This is a genomic window from Kribbella sp. NPDC050459 (assembly GCF_040655315.1).
Taxonomy (GTDB): domain Bacteria; phylum Actinomycetota; class Actinomycetes; order Propionibacteriales; family Kribbellaceae; genus Kribbella.
In genome coordinates this window covers 80,659-99,322 of the sequence record NZ_JBFAJQ010000002.1, presented here as the reverse complement: position 1 = coordinate 99,322, position 18,664 = coordinate 80,659, and the positions used below count along the sequence as shown (strand labels likewise).

17 protein-coding genes are annotated in these 18,664 nt (G+C 70.4%); 9 read left to right on the top strand and 8 right to left on the bottom strand.

Annotated elements, in window-relative coordinates; genetic code table 11:
- The first annotated feature begins 21 nt into the window (after positions 1-21).
- The 3 genes from AB0I12_RS06345 (at position 22) to AB0I12_RS06335 (ending at position 4,817) form a co-directional block, all read left to right on the top strand.
- On the top strand, positions 22-963 hold the full coding sequence (locus AB0I12_RS06345) for a sugar ABC transporter permease (protein ID WP_359925385.1): 942 nt from the start codon (positions 22-24) through the stop codon (positions 961-963).
- On the top strand, positions 960-1,787 hold the full coding sequence (locus AB0I12_RS06340; protein WP_359925383.1) for a carbohydrate ABC transporter permease: 828 nt from the start codon (positions 960-962) through the stop codon (positions 1,785-1,787). Before AB0I12_RS06345 ends, AB0I12_RS06340 begins: the two co-directional genes overlap by 4 nt.
- Before the next feature lie 1,449 nt (positions 1,788-3,236).
- The gene (locus AB0I12_RS06335; protein WP_359925380.1) at positions 3,237-4,817 is read left to right on the top strand and encodes a DUF222 domain-containing protein; all 1,581 of its coding nucleotides are present in this window, start codon (positions 3,237-3,239) and stop codon (positions 4,815-4,817) included.
- Positions 4,818-5,361: 544 nt separating this feature from the next.
- On the opposite strand, the gene AB0I12_RS06330 is transcribed toward AB0I12_RS06335, so the two are convergent.
- The 3 genes from AB0I12_RS06330 to AB0I12_RS06320 are packed head-to-tail and all read right to left on the bottom strand — an operon-like array spanning position 5,362 to position 7,776.
- A complete protein-coding gene (locus AB0I12_RS06330) occupies positions 5,362-6,021 on the bottom strand; it encodes a hypothetical protein (protein WP_359925377.1) in 660 nt (219 codons plus the stop codon).
- Positions 6,018-7,229 (bottom strand): MFS transporter, encoded by a 1,212-nt coding sequence (locus tag AB0I12_RS06325; protein ID WP_359925374.1) that lies wholly within the window; start codon positions 7,227-7,229, stop codon positions 6,018-6,020. The genes AB0I12_RS06330 and AB0I12_RS06325 overlap by 4 nt, the downstream gene beginning before the upstream one ends.
- A 52-nt stretch (positions 7,230-7,281) precedes the next feature.
- On the bottom strand, positions 7,282-7,776 hold the full coding sequence (locus tag AB0I12_RS06320) for a GyrI-like domain-containing protein (protein ID WP_359925371.1): 495 nt from the start codon (positions 7,774-7,776) through the stop codon (positions 7,282-7,284).
- Between the two features lie 99 nt (positions 7,777-7,875).
- Here AB0I12_RS06320 and AB0I12_RS06315 point away from each other — a divergent pair, with 99 nt between their 5' ends.
- The 3 genes from AB0I12_RS06315 (at position 7,876) to AB0I12_RS06305 (ending at position 10,617) form a co-directional block, all read left to right on the top strand.
- Positions 7,876-9,198 (top strand): sensor histidine kinase, encoded by a 1,323-nt coding sequence (locus AB0I12_RS06315; protein WP_359925368.1) that lies wholly within the window; start codon positions 7,876-7,878, stop codon positions 9,196-9,198.
- A gap of 7 nt (positions 9,199-9,205) precedes the next feature.
- A complete protein-coding gene (locus AB0I12_RS06310) occupies positions 9,206-9,856 on the top strand; it encodes a response regulator transcription factor (RefSeq protein ID WP_359925365.1) in 651 nt (216 codons plus the stop codon).
- Positions 9,857-10,191: 335 nt separating this feature from the next.
- Positions 10,192-10,617: a CBS domain-containing protein gene (locus AB0I12_RS06305; RefSeq protein WP_359925362.1), complete on the top strand. Its 426-nt coding sequence runs from the start codon at positions 10,192-10,194 to the stop codon at positions 10,615-10,617.
- A 37-nt stretch (positions 10,618-10,654) separates the two neighbouring features.
- Here AB0I12_RS06305 and AB0I12_RS06300 read toward each other — a convergent pair whose 3' ends face one another.
- On the bottom strand, positions 10,655-12,004 hold the full coding sequence (locus AB0I12_RS06300) for a pitrilysin family protein (protein WP_359925360.1): 1,350 nt from the start codon (positions 12,002-12,004) through the stop codon (positions 10,655-10,657).
- Positions 12,001-13,296: a pitrilysin family protein gene (locus AB0I12_RS06295; RefSeq protein ID WP_359925359.1), complete on the bottom strand. Its 1,296-nt coding sequence runs from the start codon at positions 13,294-13,296 to the stop codon at positions 12,001-12,003. The genes AB0I12_RS06300 and AB0I12_RS06295 overlap by 4 nt, the downstream gene beginning before the upstream one ends.
- 116 nt (positions 13,297-13,412) lie before the next feature.
- On the opposite strand from AB0I12_RS06295, the gene AB0I12_RS06290 reads away from it, so the two are divergent.
- Complete coding sequence (locus AB0I12_RS06290; RefSeq protein WP_359925356.1) at positions 13,413-13,760, top strand: YciI family protein; 348 nt, start codon at positions 13,413-13,415, stop codon at positions 13,758-13,760.
- Complete coding sequence (locus AB0I12_RS06285; RefSeq protein WP_359925353.1) at positions 13,753-14,964, top strand: DUF6596 domain-containing protein; 1,212 nt, start codon at positions 13,753-13,755, stop codon at positions 14,962-14,964. Before AB0I12_RS06290 ends, AB0I12_RS06285 begins: the two co-directional genes overlap by 8 nt.
- Here AB0I12_RS06285 and hisN read toward each other — a convergent pair.
- Positions 14,948-15,727, bottom strand: a complete 780-nt coding sequence (gene hisN, locus AB0I12_RS06280; RefSeq protein WP_355698758.1) for a histidinol-phosphatase — start codon at positions 15,725-15,727, stop codon at positions 14,948-14,950. The two genes, AB0I12_RS06285 and hisN, sit on opposite strands and share 17 nt — an antisense overlap.
- A gap of 146 nt (positions 15,728-15,873) precedes the next feature.
- Here hisN and AB0I12_RS06275 point away from each other — a divergent pair, with 146 nt between their 5' ends.
- Positions 15,874-16,344 (top strand): DUF2231 domain-containing protein, encoded by a 471-nt coding sequence (locus AB0I12_RS06275; protein WP_359925350.1) that lies wholly within the window; start codon positions 15,874-15,876, stop codon positions 16,342-16,344.
- Between the two features lie 14 nt (positions 16,345-16,358).
- Here AB0I12_RS06275 and rsgA read toward each other — a convergent pair whose 3' ends face one another.
- Positions 16,359-17,336 carry a ribosome small subunit-dependent GTPase A gene (gene rsgA, locus AB0I12_RS06270; protein ID WP_359925347.1) on the bottom strand — a complete coding sequence of 326 codons (978 nt, stop codon included), beginning with the start codon at positions 17,334-17,336 and terminating at the stop codon, positions 16,359-16,361.
- Positions 17,336-18,622, bottom strand: a complete 1,287-nt coding sequence (aroA, locus tag AB0I12_RS06265; RefSeq protein WP_359925344.1) for a 3-phosphoshikimate 1-carboxyvinyltransferase — start codon at positions 18,620-18,622, stop codon at positions 17,336-17,338. The genes rsgA and aroA overlap by 1 nt, the downstream gene beginning before the upstream one ends.
- Positions 18,623-18,664 lie beyond the last annotated feature (42 nt).

Genomic DNA, 18,664 nt, shown 5'->3' with positions numbered 1-18,664 from the left:
CCGGGCGAAGGAATCTCCCCTGTGACGACGACTGTCGCACCCACGGCCTCGGCTCCCACTCCCTCCGGCAAGACGTCCGGGGGGAGCGGGAAGCCGCGGGCCGCCATGTTGCTCAAGATGCTGCCGCTGTCGCCGGCCATCGGACTGATGCTGGTCTTCCTGGCCGGTCCGATCATCTACTGCGTGTACGCCGCGTTCACGAACATGGCGCTCACCGGGACCGGCGCCGCGAACGTCAAGTTCGTCGGGCTGGACAACTTCCGCAAGGCGTTCGGCAGCGGCGCGTTCACGAACGCGATCTGGCTGACGCTGGTGTTCACGCTGATCTCCGCGATCATCGGTCAGAACACGCTCGGCCTCGGTCTCGCGCTGCTGATGCGCAAGTCCACCAAGGTGATCCGCAACTTCGTCGGCACCGCGGTGATCGGCGCCTGGGTGCTGCCCGAGGTGGTCGCGGCGTACCTGCTGAGCGCGTTCTTCAACGACGAGGGCACCCTCAACGTGATGCTGCACGCGGTCGGCCTGCCCGGGCAGGACTGGTTGTACGCGGCACCGATCATCGCGGTGTCGCTGGCCAACATCTGGCGCGGTACGGCGTTCTCGATGCTGGTGTACTCGGCCGCCCTGAGCGAGATCCCCAAGGAGATCGAGGAGTCCGCCGAGATGGACGGCGCGGGCGGCTGGCGGCGGCTGGCGTTCGTGACGCTGCCGATGATCACCCGCGCGATCATGACCAACCTGATGCTGATCACGCTGCAGACGCTGAGCGTGTTCGGCCTCATCTACGCGATGACCCGCGGCGGCCCGGGCACCAAGAGCCAGACGTTGCCGCTGTACATGTACGAGCAGGCGTTCAGCTTCTCGCAGATCGGCTACGGTACGGCGATCGCGCTGGTGATGCTGGCGATCGGCGCGATCTTCTCGCTGATCTACCTGCGTGGACTCAACTCGGAGGCAGCGTGATTGCGCGCGACCGTCTCAGCAAGGTGACGTCGAACCTGATCCTGCTGGCCATTGGTGTGCTGTTCGTGCTCCCGCTGCTGTGGGTGCTGTTCGCGTCGATCAACCGGACCGCGGGACTGCGGGTCGAGTTCCCGACGCACCCGACGCTCGGGAACTTCAAGGCGGTGCTGAACACCAACACGACGTACCGCCCGGTGCTCAACGGCGTCGTGCTGTGCGGTGGGGCCGCGCTGCTGACGATGGTGTGCGCCGTGCTCGCGGCGTACCCGCTGTCGCGGTTCAAGACGCGCTTCAACCGGCCGTTCCTGCTGACAGTTCTGTTCTGCACGGGGTTGCCGATCACTGCGGTGATGGTGCCTGTTTACGGGCTCTTCGTACAGCTGAACCTGGTGGACACGCTCGGCGGCACGATCATGTTCATGGCGACTGCGGCGTTGCCCTTCGCGATCTGGCTGACGAAGACGTTCATGGACGGCGTACCGCTGTCTCTCGAGGAAGCTGCGTGGGTCGACGGCGCCGGCAACATGCGCGCGCTGTGGGCGATCGTGCTGCCGCTGATGTGGCCGGGGATCGCGGTCGTGCTGATCTTCACCTTCATCGGCATGTGGGGGAACTTCTTCGTCCCGTTCATGCTGCTGCTGTCGCCGGAACGGCTGCCGGCGTCGGTCAGCATCTTCACGTTCTTCGGCCAGTACGGCGAACCGAACTACGGCCAGCTGGCGGCATACTCGCTCATCTACACCACCCCCGTCCTCCTCCTCTACCTCCTCCTCAGCCGCAAACTAGGCGGCGCCTTCGCCCTCGGCGGAGCCATCAAGGGCTAACCGGACACCGGCTGTTCTTTGGCCGGCTTCGCCGGGGTGCGGGGCAGGTGTTGAGCGGTTGAGGTATTGGCGTCGGCCGCTGTGGCGCGAAAGGACGCCGCTTCGCGGCGGCTGTTGTTTGGCCGGCTTCGCCGGGGTGCGTGGCGGGTGCTGGGCGATTGAGGCAGTGGTGTCGGCGGGTGTGGTGTGAGCGGCTGCTGCGTCGCGGCCGGCTGTCGTGCTGGGCTTCGGCTGGTGCGTGGGAAGGTCGCCGCTTGCGCCGGCTGTTCTTTGGCCGGCTCCGCCGGGGTGCGGGGCAGGTGTCGAGCGGTTGAGGTATTGGCGTCGGCTGCTGTGGCGCGAAAGGACGCCGCTTCGCGGCGGCTGTTGTTTGGCGCGGAACGTAGTGTGCAGCTTGCTGGCGCGGCCGTTGAACTTGGGCGCCCCGCTGCGCGGGTGACTGTCCTTCCCGCCTGGGCTATGCGGCGAAGCATGCGCGGTGCGCCGAGTCGTGGGATTTGGTTGGCTAGGACGACCAGGATCCACGACTCGGCGATCGGGGTGTGCGCCAATCGCCACGACCCGGCGACGGTGGCGGCGGGATGCTGGCCTGACGCTGGAAACGGGCGGAGGCGACGGGATCGGTTGTGGGGCTGGGTTGGCTGGTGGGCGCGCGTTGCGCGTCGCGGTGCAACGGCGAGCCCAGCGCATCTCATCTGCCGCGCTACCACCGCACCGCGACGCCACCGCACCGCCACAGGGGCTGGCGTCGATTGCCTCTGACGTTCGCCGCGAATTGCGCGCGGCGCCGGAGGCGGCTGATGGACTGTCGCCGCGAAGCGGTGTCATTTCAGCTGTTTGTGTGGGTCGGTGTCGGCTGCTGGGGTGTGGCGGCCGACGCCAAGGACGCCACTGCTCCGCAGCCCTTCCGGCGCGTGCGCGCGTGGCGGCGGGCCGTTGGCGGGATGAGCGTCGGCGAGAGAACACCGCTTCGCAGCGCTGTCGTTGGCCGGCCTGGCCGATGGGCGCGGATCGTGCTGGTGTTACACAGAGGCCCGTTGGCCAGTGCACTGGTGCGTGACCCACCGCGGGGAGCGCTTTCGGGGCGCGCTCTACTGCTGCGTCATCGAGCTCGACGCGGAGGCCGAGTGGCGGGGCGGGGGCTCCCAGGAGATTGCCCAGAGCAACATCTCCGCTACCTCACCACTCTCGGGCACGCCGGGCGAAGCCGACAGTCACCCTGTAGCGGTGTGCGTCGGCGGCCGTATGACACCCCTGCACCCGACGCCACCATCAGATGCTCTGCGCGTGCCGGGCCAAGAGAGCGTCGCCGCGTCCTGTCGTACGTCGCCGAGGACGCGGAGCCGTGGCGACTTGAGTGGTGTTTGCTGGTGTGGGCCCCCGAATAGCCCACAAAATAAGGGAATTCCGGCTCGGAAACTGTCGGTGGCACCGTCTAGAGTCGGTGGCATGGAACTCCTAGGCGAGCGACCGGCGTGGTCGATGAGTGGCAGCGAACTGCTGTCCACCCTCGACACAGTCGAGGCCGAGCTCGCCCGCCTGGAGGCCTACCGGCTGAGCGTGGTCGCCGCGATCGAGTCCACCGGGTACGCCGAAGAGCTCGGCGCCCGCGACACCGCCGAACTCCTGCGCTTCCGCTACCGCCTCGACCCCCCGGCCGCCCGCCGCACCCTCCGCCTCGCCCAGACCGCCCCGCACTACCCAGCCGTGGCGACCGCGCTCGAGGACACTGCCTCCTGCGAGGAGCCCGGCGAGGAATCCGGCGTGGCGGACGCCGGCGCTGGTAGTGGGTGGCTGTTGCGTCCGGCGCAGGCGGCCGCGATCGTGTTCGGGCTGGACCGGGTCCGGTCGCGGGTGCCGGTGGAGCACCTGGACGCGGCCGCGGAGCAGCTGGTCGGGTTGGCCGGTCACCTGTCACCGGGCGAGCTGCGCACTGCCGCGAAGGAGATCGCCGACCTGCTGGACTCCGACGGCCCCGAACCCGAAGAACTGAAGGCGTATGAACGCGAGTCCCTGACGCTTTCGGCTGCGGACAACGGCGTGAAGTTCAAGGGCTTCTTAGCCAACGAGAACGCCGAACTCCTGCGCGCGGTCGTGCACGCCGGTGCCCGCCCGCACAAGACCGTCGACGGCGAACACGACCCGCGGCCCCGTGACAAGCGCCAGGCCGACGCGCTGTCGGATGCCTTGAGCATCGCCGCCGCCGTGTGGGACACCACCGGCCCCACCACCGGCCGCGCAGCCGGTCCCGCCACGGGCACCGAGGGCACCGCGGGTACAGGTGGTGCCGGGAGCACCGCGGGCACAGGTGGCGCCGAGAGCACCGCGGGTACAGGGGACATGGCCGGCGCCGCGGGCGCCCCGGGCACAGCCGGCGCCCCGGGCACGGGTGGTCGGGTGGGTCGGTATGGCGCGAAGGCGAACATCACGGTCACGATCGACCTGGACGACCTCAGGTCGGCGACCGCGGACGCGGTCGGACGTACCGTCTACAGCGGCGGGCTGTCGGCGGCCACGATCCGGCGGCTGGCCTGTGACGCGAACATCATCCCGCTGGTGCTGGGCTCGAACTCCGAACCGCTGGATGTCGGGCGCCTCGAACGGCTGGTCACCAAGGCGATGCGCCGCGCCCTGGAGGCCCGTGACCGGGGCTGTGTGGTGTGTGGTGCGCCGCCGGTCATGTGCGACGCTCACCACCTGATCTCCTGGATCGACGGCGGCGACACCAAAGTCGACAACCTGGCACTGCTGTGCCGCCGCCACCACACCGACCTGCACAGGGGCCGCTGGCACGTCACCATCGTCGACGGCGTCGTCCACGTCGCCCGTCCAGCCTGGGCAGAAACACCACTTGGACGCCACCACGGCTACCGCCGACGCGCCGTCGAGCACCCGTCCCCGCCAATCCCCACCCCGCCGACCGCCCCACCGGCCGACGGCGATCCAGACCTGCCCAGCCCCCATCATTCGAAGTGGCGAGCTGATGAGGCAGCCCTTCAGCAGGCCGCCGACTTCGCGCTGACCGGCTAGCTCAAACACGACAGCCCCCGGCCACGGGCACGCGGGTGGGGAGGCCGGTGTGGTCAGAGAGGCAGGAGAGGGCGCAGCCTGCCTTGTAGGCGGCCCAGGGGCGTCCGCGGAACAACCAGTGCCGCCAACGCCGGCATCAGATGCTGTGCATGTGCTGCGCACCCACCGAAGGTGGCCGGCAAAATTACCGCTGCGGAGCGGAGTCCGTTGGCGTCGGCGCCACGCCAGAGCAGCCGATGCCAACACCCAGATGCTCGCCGCGTACTGCGCTCGCCGGTGGGGTCGTCGGTGAGGCTGCCGCCGCGGCGTGGGTTCGTGGGGGCGCAGCACGTCGCGGGAGGCGACGCCAACACCCAGATGCTCGCCGCGTACTGCGCTCGCTGGTGGGGTCGTTGGTGAGGCTGCCGCCGCGGGTTCGTGGGGGCGCAGCGCGTCGCGGGAGGTGACGCCGGCAGTAGATGCTCGCCACGTGCCGTGCTCCGCGGGTGGGGGCCGGCCGGTAGGACTGGCGCCGTGGAGCGGGGTTCTTTCGGGGCGGTGGGTTTCAGGGGGTGGTGAGGGTGTGGCGGATGTTCTGCCAGGTGGTGAGTTTTTCGGGGAAGGTGGCGGTCCACTGGGGGTCGGGGAGGCCCTGGGTGTAGCGGGCGAGGGCTATGGGGGCCAGTGCGGGGGCGGAGTCCGGGGCGGCGTCCAGGACCATGGCAAGGCGGATGGTGAAGGTCGTCAGGCGGGTGAGGCGGGCGTGGTCGGGGGTTGCTTCCAGGTCCTTCAGTTGGGTGCGGAGCTGTTTCAGGGTGCGTACGGCGGTGCGGTGCGGCGGTGGGGTGAGGTCGTCGGACGGGATGCCGAGGAGGGCCGCGGCCTCAGGTGACGGCTCGGGCGGAGTTGTCTTGCCGAAGAGGCGGGGCTTGCCGGCTTGGAGGTGGTCGGTGATCTCGGACAGGAGGGTGTCGAGAGCGGCGACAAGCTCGCCCACAGCGCTGTCGGCGGTCTTGCGGCGGTTGGATTCCAGCGCGGTGACGCGGGCGTACTCCGCCTCGACCGCGGCGCGCAGAGTCTCGGGCCAGTCGTCGAGTCCGGTCAACTCCTCGACACGGGGTGCCGACGCGTTGAGGTCGCCCGCGTTCAACGGTTTGGCGCCGGAGCGGGCCGCGTCGATCTCCTCGCCGATCTTCTTCTGTGGTCCCGGAACGATTGAGCTCACACGTCCAGCCTACGCAGGTTCCAGACCGACGGGACCACCAGCGTGACGACGGTGATCAGGACGAAGAGCGCGGCGCCGTACAGTTCGACGGCCTTCGCGCTGATCGCCACCGCGACGTACCCGACGGTGAGTTGGCCGACGGGACCGGCGATGAACGAGCCGAGCATGTCGTACGACGACACGCGCGACAGCTTGTCGATGGGTACGTGCTGGCCGAGCGCGGTCTCCCAGCTGATCCCGAAGATGTCGAAGCCGACGCCGAGGACGAAGGCCGCGATCGCCATCGCCCAGAGCTGCGGCACCAGCGCCAGGCACAGCATCACCGGGACGGTGAGCAGCATGCCGAGCATCCCGGTGCGCAGCGGGCGGCGGGGTTTGAGCCGGAGCATGATGATGCCGCTGGCAACGAGTCCGGCGCCGAAGCAGGCGCTCACGACACCCCAGCCGGCCCGGCCGAACGTGCGGTCCGCGATCACCGGTCCGAGGACCTGGTAGCAGGCCGTGTAGATCAGGTTGAGCAACGCGAACGCGAGCACGATCACCCAGAGCCACTGCCGGGAGACGAACTCGTGCCAGCCTTCGCGCAGATCGGTCACGAGCGAGCTCGCCTGCCGCGTGATCCGTGGGATCCGCAGCCGGAGCAGCAACAGCGCGCCGATCAGGAACGTGACGCCGTCGACCGCGAGGCCGACGCCGGGGCCGGTCAGGCCGACGATCACACCCGCGACCGCGCCGCCGCCGATCATTGCCGCGGAGCGCGCGAATCCCGAGATCGCGTTCGCCTGCGGGAGTTCGGCGCGGTCCACGATCGACGGCAGGATCCCGGTCATGGCCGGCATCACGAACGCCGCCGCTACCCCGTTCACCGCCTCGATCGCCGCCAGCTGCCAGATCGTCGCGTGCCCGGTGAGGACGAGCGTCGCGGCGAGTCCCTGGGTGAGGCCGCTGATCGTGTTGGCCGCGACCAGGACCAGGTGCCGGGGCAGCCGGTCGGCGATCACGCCGCCGATCAGCAGGAAGACGATGTTCGGGATGCTCCGCGCCGCCAGGACGGTACCGACCGCGCCCGCCGAGTGCGAAACGTCCAGGACGGCGAACACCAGCGCCACCGGCGCGATCGCCGACCCGAGGATCGAGACGAACCGCGCCGACACGAAGATCCGCACGTCGCGATGCCGCAGTACGGCCAGATCCTGCCGAAACCCCACCGAAGCCCCCTCGACCGACGCGCGAACCCGCAGATCCTACGGGTCGCGCGCGTCAGTCAGCGAGGCGAATACCGAGTTCGACCGCCCACTTCGTCTTGCGCGGTTCGGTCCGCGGGTCGGTCCGGTACGCCTCGTACCGGCAGCCGAAGACGTCGCCGGCCGCGCTCTCGTGCCGGTCGAGGACGAGCCCTTCGGCGGCGGCCCAGTCGAGCAGCGCTCGGTTGGCCCGCAGCGAGTGGTTGCGGTAGGTCAGCGTCGCGTAGCGCCCGGTGGGCAGCGTGCCGGCCCGCACGCGTGCGTCGCCGCGCAGGGGCGCCGGTGTCACCACGCCGACCTCCAGGTCCATCGGTCCGCTCATGTCGATCACGTGCAGGCGAAGGAAGAACGGGCCGGCATCGTCGATCGTCCGGTCGTCCAGCCAGGCGATCAGTTCGTCGAGTAGTTCGTCGCGCTTGCCCAGCATGCCGCGGAACGGCGTCACCACCCGGATTCCGAGACAGTCCCGAGCGGCCCGTTCGACGACCCGGCTCGGCTCCAGCACCTCCATCAGCCACCTCCTGCGACAACTGTGCCATTGAGTTCGGGTGTTTCCGGACAGTGCCGGTTCGGCGTACGGTCGGTGATTGTGAGAGGCAGGGTCTGGGGCATGCGGGGGAGCGTTGCGCTGGGGATCCTGGTGCTCGGGATGGCCGCGGCTGTCGGGGTGGGGCGCTGGGAGCAGGAGTTCGGCGAGCAGAGCGCCGCGGCGCATCTTGTGCTCGAGACCGTCAACGCCTGCGTCGCGCTACTGCTCGCGTTCCTGGTGTACGGGCGCTTCCTGCGGACCTACACGCGTCAGGACCTCCTGCTGTTGCAGGGACTGGTCGTCCTCGGTACGGCGAACGCGCTGCTCAGCGTCACCCTCGTCAAGAACAACCCGGCCGGTGCGTTCGGCAACTGGCTGCCGCCGGCCCTGCGGATCGTCGGCACCCTTCTGATCGCGGCAGCGGCTCTCGTCCCGAACCGCCTCGCGCGCCGGCACGGCTGGCGGCACTGGGCGCTGGCACCCGCCGTCGTCGCGATGCTCGTGGTCGGTGCCGTCGTGTACTGGCGGAAGGATTGGCTGCCGGCCGATGCCACCAGCAACGCGCTGCTGATCCCGCAGATCCTCACGCTCGTGTGCTTCGCGCTGGCCGCGGTGGCGTTCACGGTGCAGGCGCGCAGCCGGGACGACGTACTGCTGCGGTGGCTCGGTCCTGCCTGCGCGCTGGGGGCATTCGCGCGTTTGAGCTACCTGCTCTTCCCACCGGAACGTGCCGACCTGCTGTACTCCGGCAGCCTGCTGCGGACCGGCTCGTACCTGCTGCTGCTCATCGCGGCGGGCCGGGAGATCAGCCGGCACTGGGCGCTGCAGGCGGAAATCGCGGTCGTCGAGGACCGGCGACGGGTCGCCCGCGAGATGCACGACGGCGTACTGCAGGAGCTCGGCTACATCCGCTCCGAGCTCTCGGGGTTCGCGGCCACCGATCGTTCGCGGGTCGACCGGATCCTCGGCGCCAGCGAACGCGCGATGGACGAGGCGCGGCAGATGCTCGAGGCGCTCGGTCGATCGGACGACGAGCCGCTCGGTCTCGTGCTGCACCGGGCGGTCGAGCAACTGGCCCAGCGGTACGGCGTGGGGCTCGATCTCGAGCTGGACGAGTCGATCGTTGTCGACCGCCCGCAACGGCACGCGCTGGTGCGAATCGCCCGGGAAGCCGTCCTGAACGCGGTCCGGCATGGCAGGGTGGAACGTGTCAGGGTCGAGCTGGGGCGTGACCCCGAGGGGAGCCACCTGGTCGTCTCCGACAACGGGCCGGGCTTCGACGCGGTCGCCCGGCACGCGGGGTTCGGACTGGTCAGCATGCGGGAACGCGCGGAGGCGCTGCCGGGAACCTTCGACATCGACTCACGGCCGGGCGAGGGGACGACGGTGAAGATCAGATGGTGACGGGCCGATGACCGCGGATCCGCGCCGGGTGGTGATGGCCGACGACCACCCGCAGCTCCGGGCGCACATCCGGCACGCGCTGGAGGCGGGCGGGTTCGAGGTCTGCGCCGAGGCGGGCACCGGGCCGGAGGCCGTCCGGCTCACCCAGGAGCACCGGCCGGACGTCGTCCTGCTCGACATCCACATGCCCGGCGGCGGGATCCGCGCCGCCGCGGAGATCGCCCGGCTGCTGCCGGCGATCGCGATCGTGATGCTCACCGTCTCGCGCGACGACAGTGACCTGTTCGATTCGCTGCGCGCCGGCGCTTCCGGCTACCTGCTCAAGGACACCGACCCGGACCGGCTGCCGGCCGCGCTGCGCGGGGTGCTGTCCGGTGAGGCCGCGATCCCGCGGTCGCTGGTGGCCCGCATCCTGGACGAGTTCCGGGAGCCGGGCAGACGGCGGCTCGGGCGCCGCTCGCGGCCCGCGAGCCTGCTGAGCTCCCGCGAATGGGAGGTGATGGCCCTGCTCGCCGAGGGACTGACCACGGACGAGGTGGCCAAGCGGCTGTTCCTGTCCCCGACGACGGTCCGGGTGCACGTCTCGTCGGTGCTGCGCAAGCTTCGCGTCAAGGACCGGCAGGCGGCGATCGACCTGCTCCGGGACGACCCGTCCTGACGCCTCCCATGGACCGATCACGAGGGCGGTCTCCCTCCCTACCGCCCTCGCGATTCGGTCTACCCCCCCGGAGCCCCACATCCCCCGTGAGCACCGCATGCGGTAACGCTATGTAACGAGACGGGGTCTTGGCCAGGGACCAAGGTCCTTTTGAGCGTTCAAACACCTAAACGCTGCTGAGCGCGGGAGACGGCCCCGACCGGCCGCGGGTCGATGCCAAGAGCAACCAATTTCGGTTGTCTTTCGTTGTCACCGGTTGTGACAGGCGAGGGCCTGCCGCTCCGGGCCGGAGTTCGCTACCTTTGGGTATTGGTCCTCGATCTGCAGGAGGCTCCGTGAAGATCAACGACGTACTGCGCGGCAAAGGCAACGAGGTCGTCACCATCTCCCCAGAAGCCACTGTCACCGAGCTGCTCGCACTGCTGGCCGACCGCAACATCGGCGCGGTGGTGGTCAGTCCGGACGGATCGTCCGTGGCGGGCATCGTGTCCGAGCGCGACATCGTCCGGCTCTGGAACGGTACGCCGGACGCGGGCGACGTCCGGGTCAGCGCGATCATGACGGCGGAGGTGCACACCTGTACGCCGGACGACCTGATCGACAACCTCATGCGGCTGATGACGGACCGCCGGATCCGGCACGTCCCGGTCGTTGTCGACGGCAACCTTGCGGGGCTGGTCAGCATCGGTGACGTGGTCAAGTCCCGGATCGGCGAGCTCGAGTTCGAGAAGGAGCAGCTGTCCAACTACATCAGCAGTTGATGTCCGCTGCCCCCGGGCGAGCCGGGGGCAGCGGTCTTCAGCTCACCTCGATCAGGTCCCCGAGGTCGAGGCCCTCGAGTTGTGGCCGAACGTCCTTGGCTTCGCCGACGACGACTACCAGCAGGCCGTCGGTCCCGACGTACCGCCGGTAGGCCTCGGTCGCCTCGGCGGCGGTGGTGGCCGCGATGTTCGTCAGGTAGGTGTCGGCGAAGTCGATCGGCACGCCGTTCGCGATGTTGCTGCCGACCTGCTGGGCCACCGAGTCGGCCTGCTCGTAGCGCAGCGGGGCGGTGCGGATCAGGCTGTCCTTCGCCTCCTGCACCTCCTGCTCGGTGAGCCCGTCGCGCGCCTCCAGCAGGATCCGCAGCGCGTCCCCGATCGCGGCGCCGGTCACCTCGGTCCGGACCGCGCCGCCGAGGCTGAACGTCCCGCCCTTGCGGGGCGCCGCGAAGCTGGTCCGGGTGCCGTACGTGTACCCCTTCTCCTCGCGGAGCACGGTGTCCACGCGGGACGTGATGGTCCCGCCGACCACGTGGTTCGCGACCGCGGCCGCACCCCACGCCGGGTCCCGCCGGTCGGGGCCGGCGCAGCCGATCAGCAGCTGGCTCTGCACCGAGCCCGGCCGGTCGACGAGCACGACCCGGTTGCCCGGGAGGTAGATCGGCTCCGGCGTCTCCAGCGCCGTACCGGCCGAGGAGGTCCAGCCGCCGAACGCCTCGTCGATGATGCCGGCCACGTCCACGCCGGTCGCGTCACCGGCGAACAGGATCTCCGCCCGCTCCGGGCCGATGTTCTTACGGTAGAAGTCGGCGACCTCGACGTTCGTCAGCGGCCTGATCGTGTCCGGCCGGCCCGCGGTCGGCCGGGACCGCCGCGTCGACGGGTCGAACAGGTACGCCGCGAACGCCTCGCGCGCCCGGTACCCGGCATTGGCCCGCTCCTGGTTGATCTCGCCGAGCCGGATCGTCACGTGCCGCCCGACGTCGGCCTGGTTGAACGCCGGCCGGGTGATCGCCTCGGCCAGCAGCCGCACCGCCGGGGCGAGATGCGACACCGGCACCGAGATCTCGACGTGCAGCGCGTCCGAGCTGACGTCCACGCCGTACGCCGCTCCGTGCCGCTCCAGCGCGGCGGCGAACTCGTTGGCCGAATGCAGCTCGGTGCCCTCGTCGAGGGTCCGCGACATGATCGTCGCGACGCCTTCCAGCTCCCGCGGTTCGGCGATCAGCGGCATCGCGATCGTGACCCGGACGGTGGCGACGTACTGCCCCGGGCGGTCGTAGACGTGCACCGGCGTACCGGTGCCGATCCGGGTGGTGACCGCCTCCGGGAACTTCCACGGACGCGGCGCGCCGACGGCCGGCGGGGTGGTCAGAACCTGGTTCATTCCTGCGCTCCCGACTCCGGTGCGGACTCTTGGCGGCGGTAGGTCACCTGGACGCGGCCCGTGGCCCGGATCCACTTCCGGGCGGCGGTCTGGACCTGCTCGACGGTCACGGCCTGGATCTGGTCGATCCGGGTGTTGATCCGGTTCGCGTCACCGAACAGCAGTGCGTGGTGCGAGATCTCGTCGGCGCGGCCGGCGCAGGTGGCCAGCTGCTCGAGCCAGTCCCGCTCGGCCTGGGCCTGCACCGTGGCCAGCTCGTCCGCGGTGACGCCGTCCGCGGCCAGCTTCTCGATCTCCTCGAGCAGCGCGTCCTCGACCTGCTGCAGGTCGACGCCGTCGGACGCGATCCCGGTCAGCGTCCCGAACGACACACCGCCGATCAGCGGCAGCGCGCCGCCGGACACCGACTGCGCGATCTGCTCGTCACGGACCAGCCGCCGGTTCAGCCGGCCGCTCTGCCCCGCGGCGAGGATGTCGAGCGCGAGCCCGGCGGCGTCCAGCTCGGGCGTCCCGTCGACGGGCAGCCGGAACATCATCGTGACCAGGTCGGACGGTACGTCGGACACCACGTCGTCACGCTGGACGCCGGTCATCGGGCCGATCGTCCCGTCCGGCGCCGGCGGCGGCGCGGGGATCGCGGGCAGGTGGCCGAAGTACCGCTTGGCGGCGTCGAACGCGTCGTCCTCGGACACGTCGCCGACGATCGTCAGGACCGCGTTGTTCGGGCCGTAGTACTTCCGGAAGAACGCGTGCACGTCCTCCACCGAGGCCGCGTCCAGGTCGGCCATCGAGCCGATCGTCATGTGCGCGTACGGGTGGCCTTCGGGGAACGCGAGCCCGACGAGCCGCTCGTAGGAGTCGCCGTACGGGCGGTTGTCGTACGACTGCCGCTTCTCCTCCTTGACGACGTCGCGCTGGTTGTCCAGGTTCTCCTGGTTGACCGCGTCGAGCAGGTAACCCATCCGGTCCGCCTCGAGCCAGAGCGCGAGGTCCAGGCCGCCGCTGGGCAGCGACTCGAAGTAGTTGGTCCGGTCGAAGAAGGTGCTCGCGTTGAGGCTGGCGCCGGCGGTCTCCAGCAGGCTGAAGTGCTGACCGGAGGCGACGTTGCGCGACCCCTGGAACATCAGGTGCTCGAACAGGTGCGCGAACCCGGTCAGGCCCGGCGGTTCGTGGCGCGACCCGACGTCGTACCAGAGGTTGACGGCGACGATGGGGACGGCGCGGTCCGAGCTGACGACGACCCGCAGGCCGTTGTCGAGCGTCTGCTCCGCGATGGGGTACGTCAAGGGCATACCGGCCACCATACGTGGTCGGGAAACCTGTCCGGGGCGGTTGTCGATTCCGGGCCGGGTCACGCATCGGGATGGTGAATGCTGGAACCGGAGCACGACGAGAGAGGTGACCCGTGATGGGCAAGTACCTGGTGATGATCTACGACGACGAGGCGAAGTGGGCCGCGGCCGACCCGTCGGTGGCGGAGCAGAACCACAAGAACCACCTGGCGTTCGCGGAGACCAACGGCGCCGCGCTGCGCGGCGGCGGCCAGCTCGACTCGAGCACCACCGCGACCTCGGTCCGCGCGGACGGCAACGGCGGGTACGTCGTCACCGACGGCGTCTTCGCCGAGACCAAGGAAGTACTCGGCGGGTACTACGTCATCGAGGCCGCCGACCTGGACGAGGCGCTCGCGATCGCCAAGCAGGTCCCGTCGCCGATGGGCGGTGTCGAGGTCCGTCCACTGGTCAACGGTGGCTGATCCGGCCGCGCCGTCAGTGGCAGAGGCCGTCGCGGCGGCCCACTCGACCGAGTGGGCCGCCGTGCTGGCCGCGACCGCGCGGGTCGCCGCGGACCTGGACCTGGCGGAGGACTGCGTCCAGGACGCATACGCGAAGGCCCTGGTGCACTGGCGGGACCAGGGCGTGCCGCGGCGGCCGGGTGCTTGGCTGACGACGGTCGCCACCCGCCGGGCGCTGGAGCTGCGGCGCCGGGCCGACGTGGCCCGGCGCAAGCTGCCCTTGCTGATGCCCGAGGACGACGTCCAGGACCGCACCTTTCCCGACGATCGCCTGCGGCTGGTGTTCACCTGCTGTCACCCGGCACTCGCCCAAGAGGCACAGATCGCGCTGACGCTGCGCCTGGTGTGCGGGCTGTCGTCGGCCGAGATCGCCAAGGCGTTCCTGGTGAAGGAGACCACGATGCAGGCCCGCATCACCCGGGCGAAGCAGAAGATCTCGCGGTCGGGCATCCCGTACCGGATCCCGAAGGCGCCCGACCTCCCCGAACGCATCGGCGCGGTCCTCGACGTGGTCCACCTCGTGTACGCCGCCGGCCACACGGCCGCTGACGGCGACGCTCTCACGAGAAACGATCTCGGTCGTCGGGGCCTCGACCTCGCCCGGATGATCCGTCTGTTGCTGCCGGACAGCTCGGAGGCCGCCGGGCTACTGGCGCTGCTGTTGCTCACGCAGGCACGGGAGGCCGCGCGGGTGACCAACGGCCGGTTGGTGTTGATGGAGGACCAGGACCGCTCGCTGTGGGACCGAGAGCTCGTCGACGAGGGACTACGGCTGGTGCCCGAGGCGCTGCGACCGGCCGGGCGGTTCGGGCTGATGTCCGCGATCGCGGCCGTGCACGCGGAGGCCGCACGCTGGGAGGACACGGACTGGTCGGAGATCCTCGGGCTATACGACGTCCTGCTCGAGCGCTGGCCTTCCCCGGTGGTGGCGCTGAACCGGGTGGTGGCGATCAGCTATGTCGCAGGGCCCGAGGCCGCGCTCGCGCAGTTGCCGGACGATCCGGCGCTGGCGACGTACCCGTATCTGGCGTCGACGCGGGGCGAGTTGCTGTGGCGGTGCGGGCGGATCCAGGACGCGCGGGCGGCGTACGAGGAGGCGCTGGCGTTCACCAGCAATGCGGTCGAGGCGGAATTCCTGCAGCGGCGGATCACTCGAGGCGCTTGAGGACCTCGTCGTGCAGGCGGCCGTTGGTGGCGACGGCGTTCGGGCCGTTCGGGCCGGGCACGCCGTCGACGGAGGTGAACGTGCCGCCGGCCTCGTCGACGATGATCGCGAGCGCGGCCATGTCGTACAGGTTCAGCTCCGGCTCGGCGGCGATGTCGACCGCGCCTTCGGCGACCAGCATGTACGACCAGAAGTCGCCGTACGCGCGGGTCCGCCAGCAGGAGTCCATCAGGTCGGCCCACTGGTTCTTCTTGCCGAGCTTCTCCCAGCCCTTGAGCGAGGCGTACGACAGCGACGCGTCCTCGATCCGGCTGACGTCGCTGACCCGGCAGGGCTGCGACGAGTGCAGCGCGCGGCCCGTCCAGGCGCCGTCGCCGTACGACGCCCACCAGCGCTTGCCGAGCGCCGGCGCGGAGACGACACCGACGACGACCTGGTCCTCGATCATCAGGCTGATCAGCGTGGCCCAGACCGGCACGCCGCGGATGTAGTTCTTGGTGCCGTCGATCGGGTCGACCACCCAGCGCCGCACACCCCAGCCGCTGGTGCCGTCCTCCTCGCCCACGAACGCGTCCCGCGGTCGCGCCCGGGCGAGCGTCTTGCGCATCACGTCCTCGACCTTCTTGTCCGACTCGCTCACCGGGGTGAGGTCGGGCTTGGTGGCCACGTGCAGGTCGAGCGCCTTGTAGCGGTCCATCGTGGTCGAGTCCGCATCGTCGGCCAGGATGTGGGCGAGCCGCAGGTCATCCGTGTGCGAAGGCATGCCGGAAGGCTAGCCTGAACGACAGGCGAACGCTGCGGACGTCCGGGGAACGTTGCGGATCGGTTGCGGCGCCGATTGAACCGAATGCGGTCGTTGAACGTGCCATTAGTGTCTGACCACGTCCTGACGACCGCCGGGAGGCGTCAATGTTCGAGCGCTTCGGTGACCTGCCGCTGCACGTGCTCGTGATCCATCTGACCGTGGTGCTGCTGCCGGTGGCCGCGCTCACCGGGATCGTGTTCGCCGTGGTGCCGCGGTGGCGCCGGCTGTTGCGCTGGCCGGCGCTGGTGCTCGGCGTCGGGACGGTCGTCTGCGCGTACGTGGCGAAGAAGAGCGGCGAGGCGTTCGTGACCGCCGTACCGACGCTCGCGAAGGTGGTCGCGCTGCACGAGAAGCGCGGGAACCTGCTGTTCTGGTACTGCCTGACCTTCGCGGTCGTTGCCGTGGCCGCCTTCCTGCTGCTGCGCGAACGCGACGGCCGGACAGGGACGAGCCGTCCGCTCGAGTTGCTGACGCAGGCCGCCGTGGTCGTGGTCGGCGTACTGGTCATCTGGCAGACCATCCGCACCGGGGACGCCGGCGCCCGGGCGGTGTGGGAAGGACAGCTCCCCAAGTAGCGGGCGGTACGCCGTCAGTAGCTGGTCGTGGCGCGGCTGGCCAGCAGACGGCGGAACGACGCGACCCGGTCGGTGTCGGCGCGGCCGTCCGCGACGGCCTCGTCCAGTGCGCAGTCAGGGGCGTCGGCGGCGTGGGTGCAGCCGCGCGGGCAGTCCGCGGCCAGCTCTGCCAGGTCCGGGAAGGCGTGGATCAACTTGTCCGGGTCCACGTGAGCCAGGCCGAACGAACGGATGCCAGGCGTGTCGATCAGCCAGCCGCCGTCCGGCAGCCGGAGTACGACCGTGTTCGTCGACGTATGGCGCCCGCGGCCGGTGACCTCGTTGACGATGCCGACCGCTCGGGCGGCACCGGGGATGATGCCGTTGACGAGAGTGGACTTGCCGACGCCGGAGTGGCCGACCAGGACGCTGGTCCGGCCGTCGAGCTGCTCGCGGAGCTTCGTCAGGTCGCCGCCCTGGTGCGTGGCGACCGACTCGACGCCGAGCGGCCGGTAGATCGAGAGCAACGGGTCCGGATCGGCCAGGTCGGTCTTGGTGAGGCAGAGCAGCGGCCGCATGCCGGCGTCGAACGCGGCGACCAGGAACCGGTCGATGAGCCCGGTCCGGGGCTCCGGGTTGGCGACCGCGACGACGATCACGAGCTGGTCGGCGTTCGCCACCAGCGGGCGCTCGACCGGGTCGTCGTCATCGGCCGAGCGGCGCAGCAGCGTCGTCCGGGGGAGCACCTCGACGATCCGCGCGAGGGTGCCTTCGTCGCCGCTGGCGTCGCCGTCGAGCTTCACCCGGTCACCGACGATCACGCCGGTACGGCCGAGCTGCCGGGCCTTCATCGCGGTCACCTGGCGATCGTCGACCCAGCAGGTGTACCGGCCGCGGTCCCGGGTGATGACGAAGCCTTCGGCCGCGTCGTCGTACGAGGGGCGGTCCTTGGTCCGCGGCCGCGTGCGGCGCTTGGGCCGGTCGTACCGGGCCTCCTCGTCGTACCGCGACATCAGCCGGCGAGCTCCGACCAGAGCTGGGGGAACTCGGGCAGGGTCTTCGCCGTGGTGCCGATGTTCTCGATCAGCAGGTCGTCGACGAGCAGGCCGACGACAGCGGCGGCGTGCGCCATCCGGTGGTCGGCGTAGGTGTGGAAGAGCCCGCCGTGCAAGGGCTTCGGCCGGATCGCCAGGCCGTCCTCGAGCTGCGTGACGTCGCCGCCGAGCGCGTTGAACTCGGTCTCGAGCGCCGCCAGCCGGTCGGTCTCGTGGTTGCGCAGGTGCGCGATGCCGCGCAGGTACGACGGTCCGTCGGCGAAGGCGGACACCGCCGCGATCACCGGGGACAGCTCGCCGACCTCGCTCAGGTCGAGGTCACAGCCCTGCACCCGGCCCGTTCCGCGGACCGTGAGGCCGTCGTCGGTCCGGGTGACCGAGGCGCCGAAGCGGGTGAAGATCTCCGGCAGTTGGCCGCCGGGCTGGGTGGTCTCCGCCGGCCAGCCGGTCACCGTGACCGAGCCGCCGGTGATGACGGCGGCGGCCAGGAACGGCGCCGCGTTCGACAGGTCCGGCTCGATCGCCGTGTCCAGCGCGTGAATGGGGCCGGGAGCAACCACCCACCGGTTCGGCTCCGCGTCGTCGACCTGGACGCCGCGCTCGCGCAGCATCGCCACCGACATGTCCAGGTGCGGCTGTGAGGGCACCGGCTTGCCGTCGTGGCGGATGTCGACGCCCTCGTCGTACCGTGCGCCGGCCAGCAGCAGCGCGGACACGAACTGGCTCGACCCGGAGGCGTCCAGCGTCACCTTGCCGCCCCGCACCGAACCGATGCCCGACACGGTGTACGGCATCCGGCCGGTGCCGCCGTCGTCGATCTGGACGCCGAGGGTGCGCAGCGCGTCCAGGATGACGCCCATCGGCCGCTCTCGTGCGTACGGGTCGCCGTCGAAGCCGACCAGCCCGTCGGCCAGCGCGGCCACCGGCGGAACGAACCGCATCACGGTGCCGGCCAGGCCGCAGTCCACGTTCGCCGGGCCCTTGAGCGAGCCCGGGATGACGGTCACCGTCGTACCGCTGTCGGTGCTGTGCTTTTCTGTGATGGCGACGCCGAGGGAGACCAGGGCGGACCGCATCAGCGCGGTGTCGCGGGCCGCGAGCAGGCCGGTCAGGTGCGACGGGCCGTCCGCGATCGCGGCGAGGACGAGCGCACGGTTGCTGATCGACTTCGATCCGGGCACCGTGACCGTGCCTGTCACTGCTCCCGCCGCCCGCGGCGCCGCCCAGCCCTGCTGCTCCGTCATGCCACTCCTTCGGCTCGTCCGTCCAGCTCCGAGCCTAGGGCA

Coding starts and splice junctions, on each gene's coding strand:
- AB0I12_RS06335 (WP_359925380.1), top strand. CDS start 3,237: ATGGAACTCCTAGGCGAGCGACCGGCGTGGTCGATGAGTGGCAGCGAA.
- AB0I12_RS06320 (WP_359925371.1), bottom strand. CDS start 7,776: ATGGAGGTGCTGGAGCCGAGCCGGGTCGTCGAACGGGCCGCTCGGGAC.
- AB0I12_RS06315 (WP_359925368.1), top strand. CDS start 7,876: ATGCGGGGGAGCGTTGCGCTGGGGATCCTGGTGCTCGGGATGGCCGCG.
- AB0I12_RS06310 (WP_359925365.1), top strand. CDS start 9,206: ATGACCGCGGATCCGCGCCGGGTGGTGATGGCCGACGACCACCCGCAG.
- AB0I12_RS06300 (WP_359925360.1), bottom strand. CDS start 12,004: ATGAACCAGGTTCTGACCACCCCGCCGGCCGTCGGCGCGCCGCGTCCG.
- AB0I12_RS06295 (WP_359925359.1), bottom strand. CDS start 13,296: ATGCCCTTGACGTACCCCATCGCGGAGCAGACGCTCGACAACGGCCTG.
- AB0I12_RS06290 (WP_359925356.1), top strand. CDS start 13,413: ATGGGCAAGTACCTGGTGATGATCTACGACGACGAGGCGAAGTGGGCC.
- hisN (WP_355698758.1), bottom strand. CDS start 15,727: ATGCCTTCGCACACGGATGACCTGCGGCTCGCCCACATCCTGGCCGAC.
- AB0I12_RS06275 (WP_359925350.1), top strand. CDS start 15,874: ATGTTCGAGCGCTTCGGTGACCTGCCGCTGCACGTGCTCGTGATCCAT.
- rsgA (WP_359925347.1), bottom strand. CDS start 17,336: ATGTCGCGGTACGACGAGGAGGCCCGGTACGACCGGCCCAAGCGCCGC.
- aroA (WP_359925344.1), bottom strand. CDS start 18,622: ATGACGGAGCAGCAGGGCTGGGCGGCGCCGCGGGCGGCGGGAGCAGTG.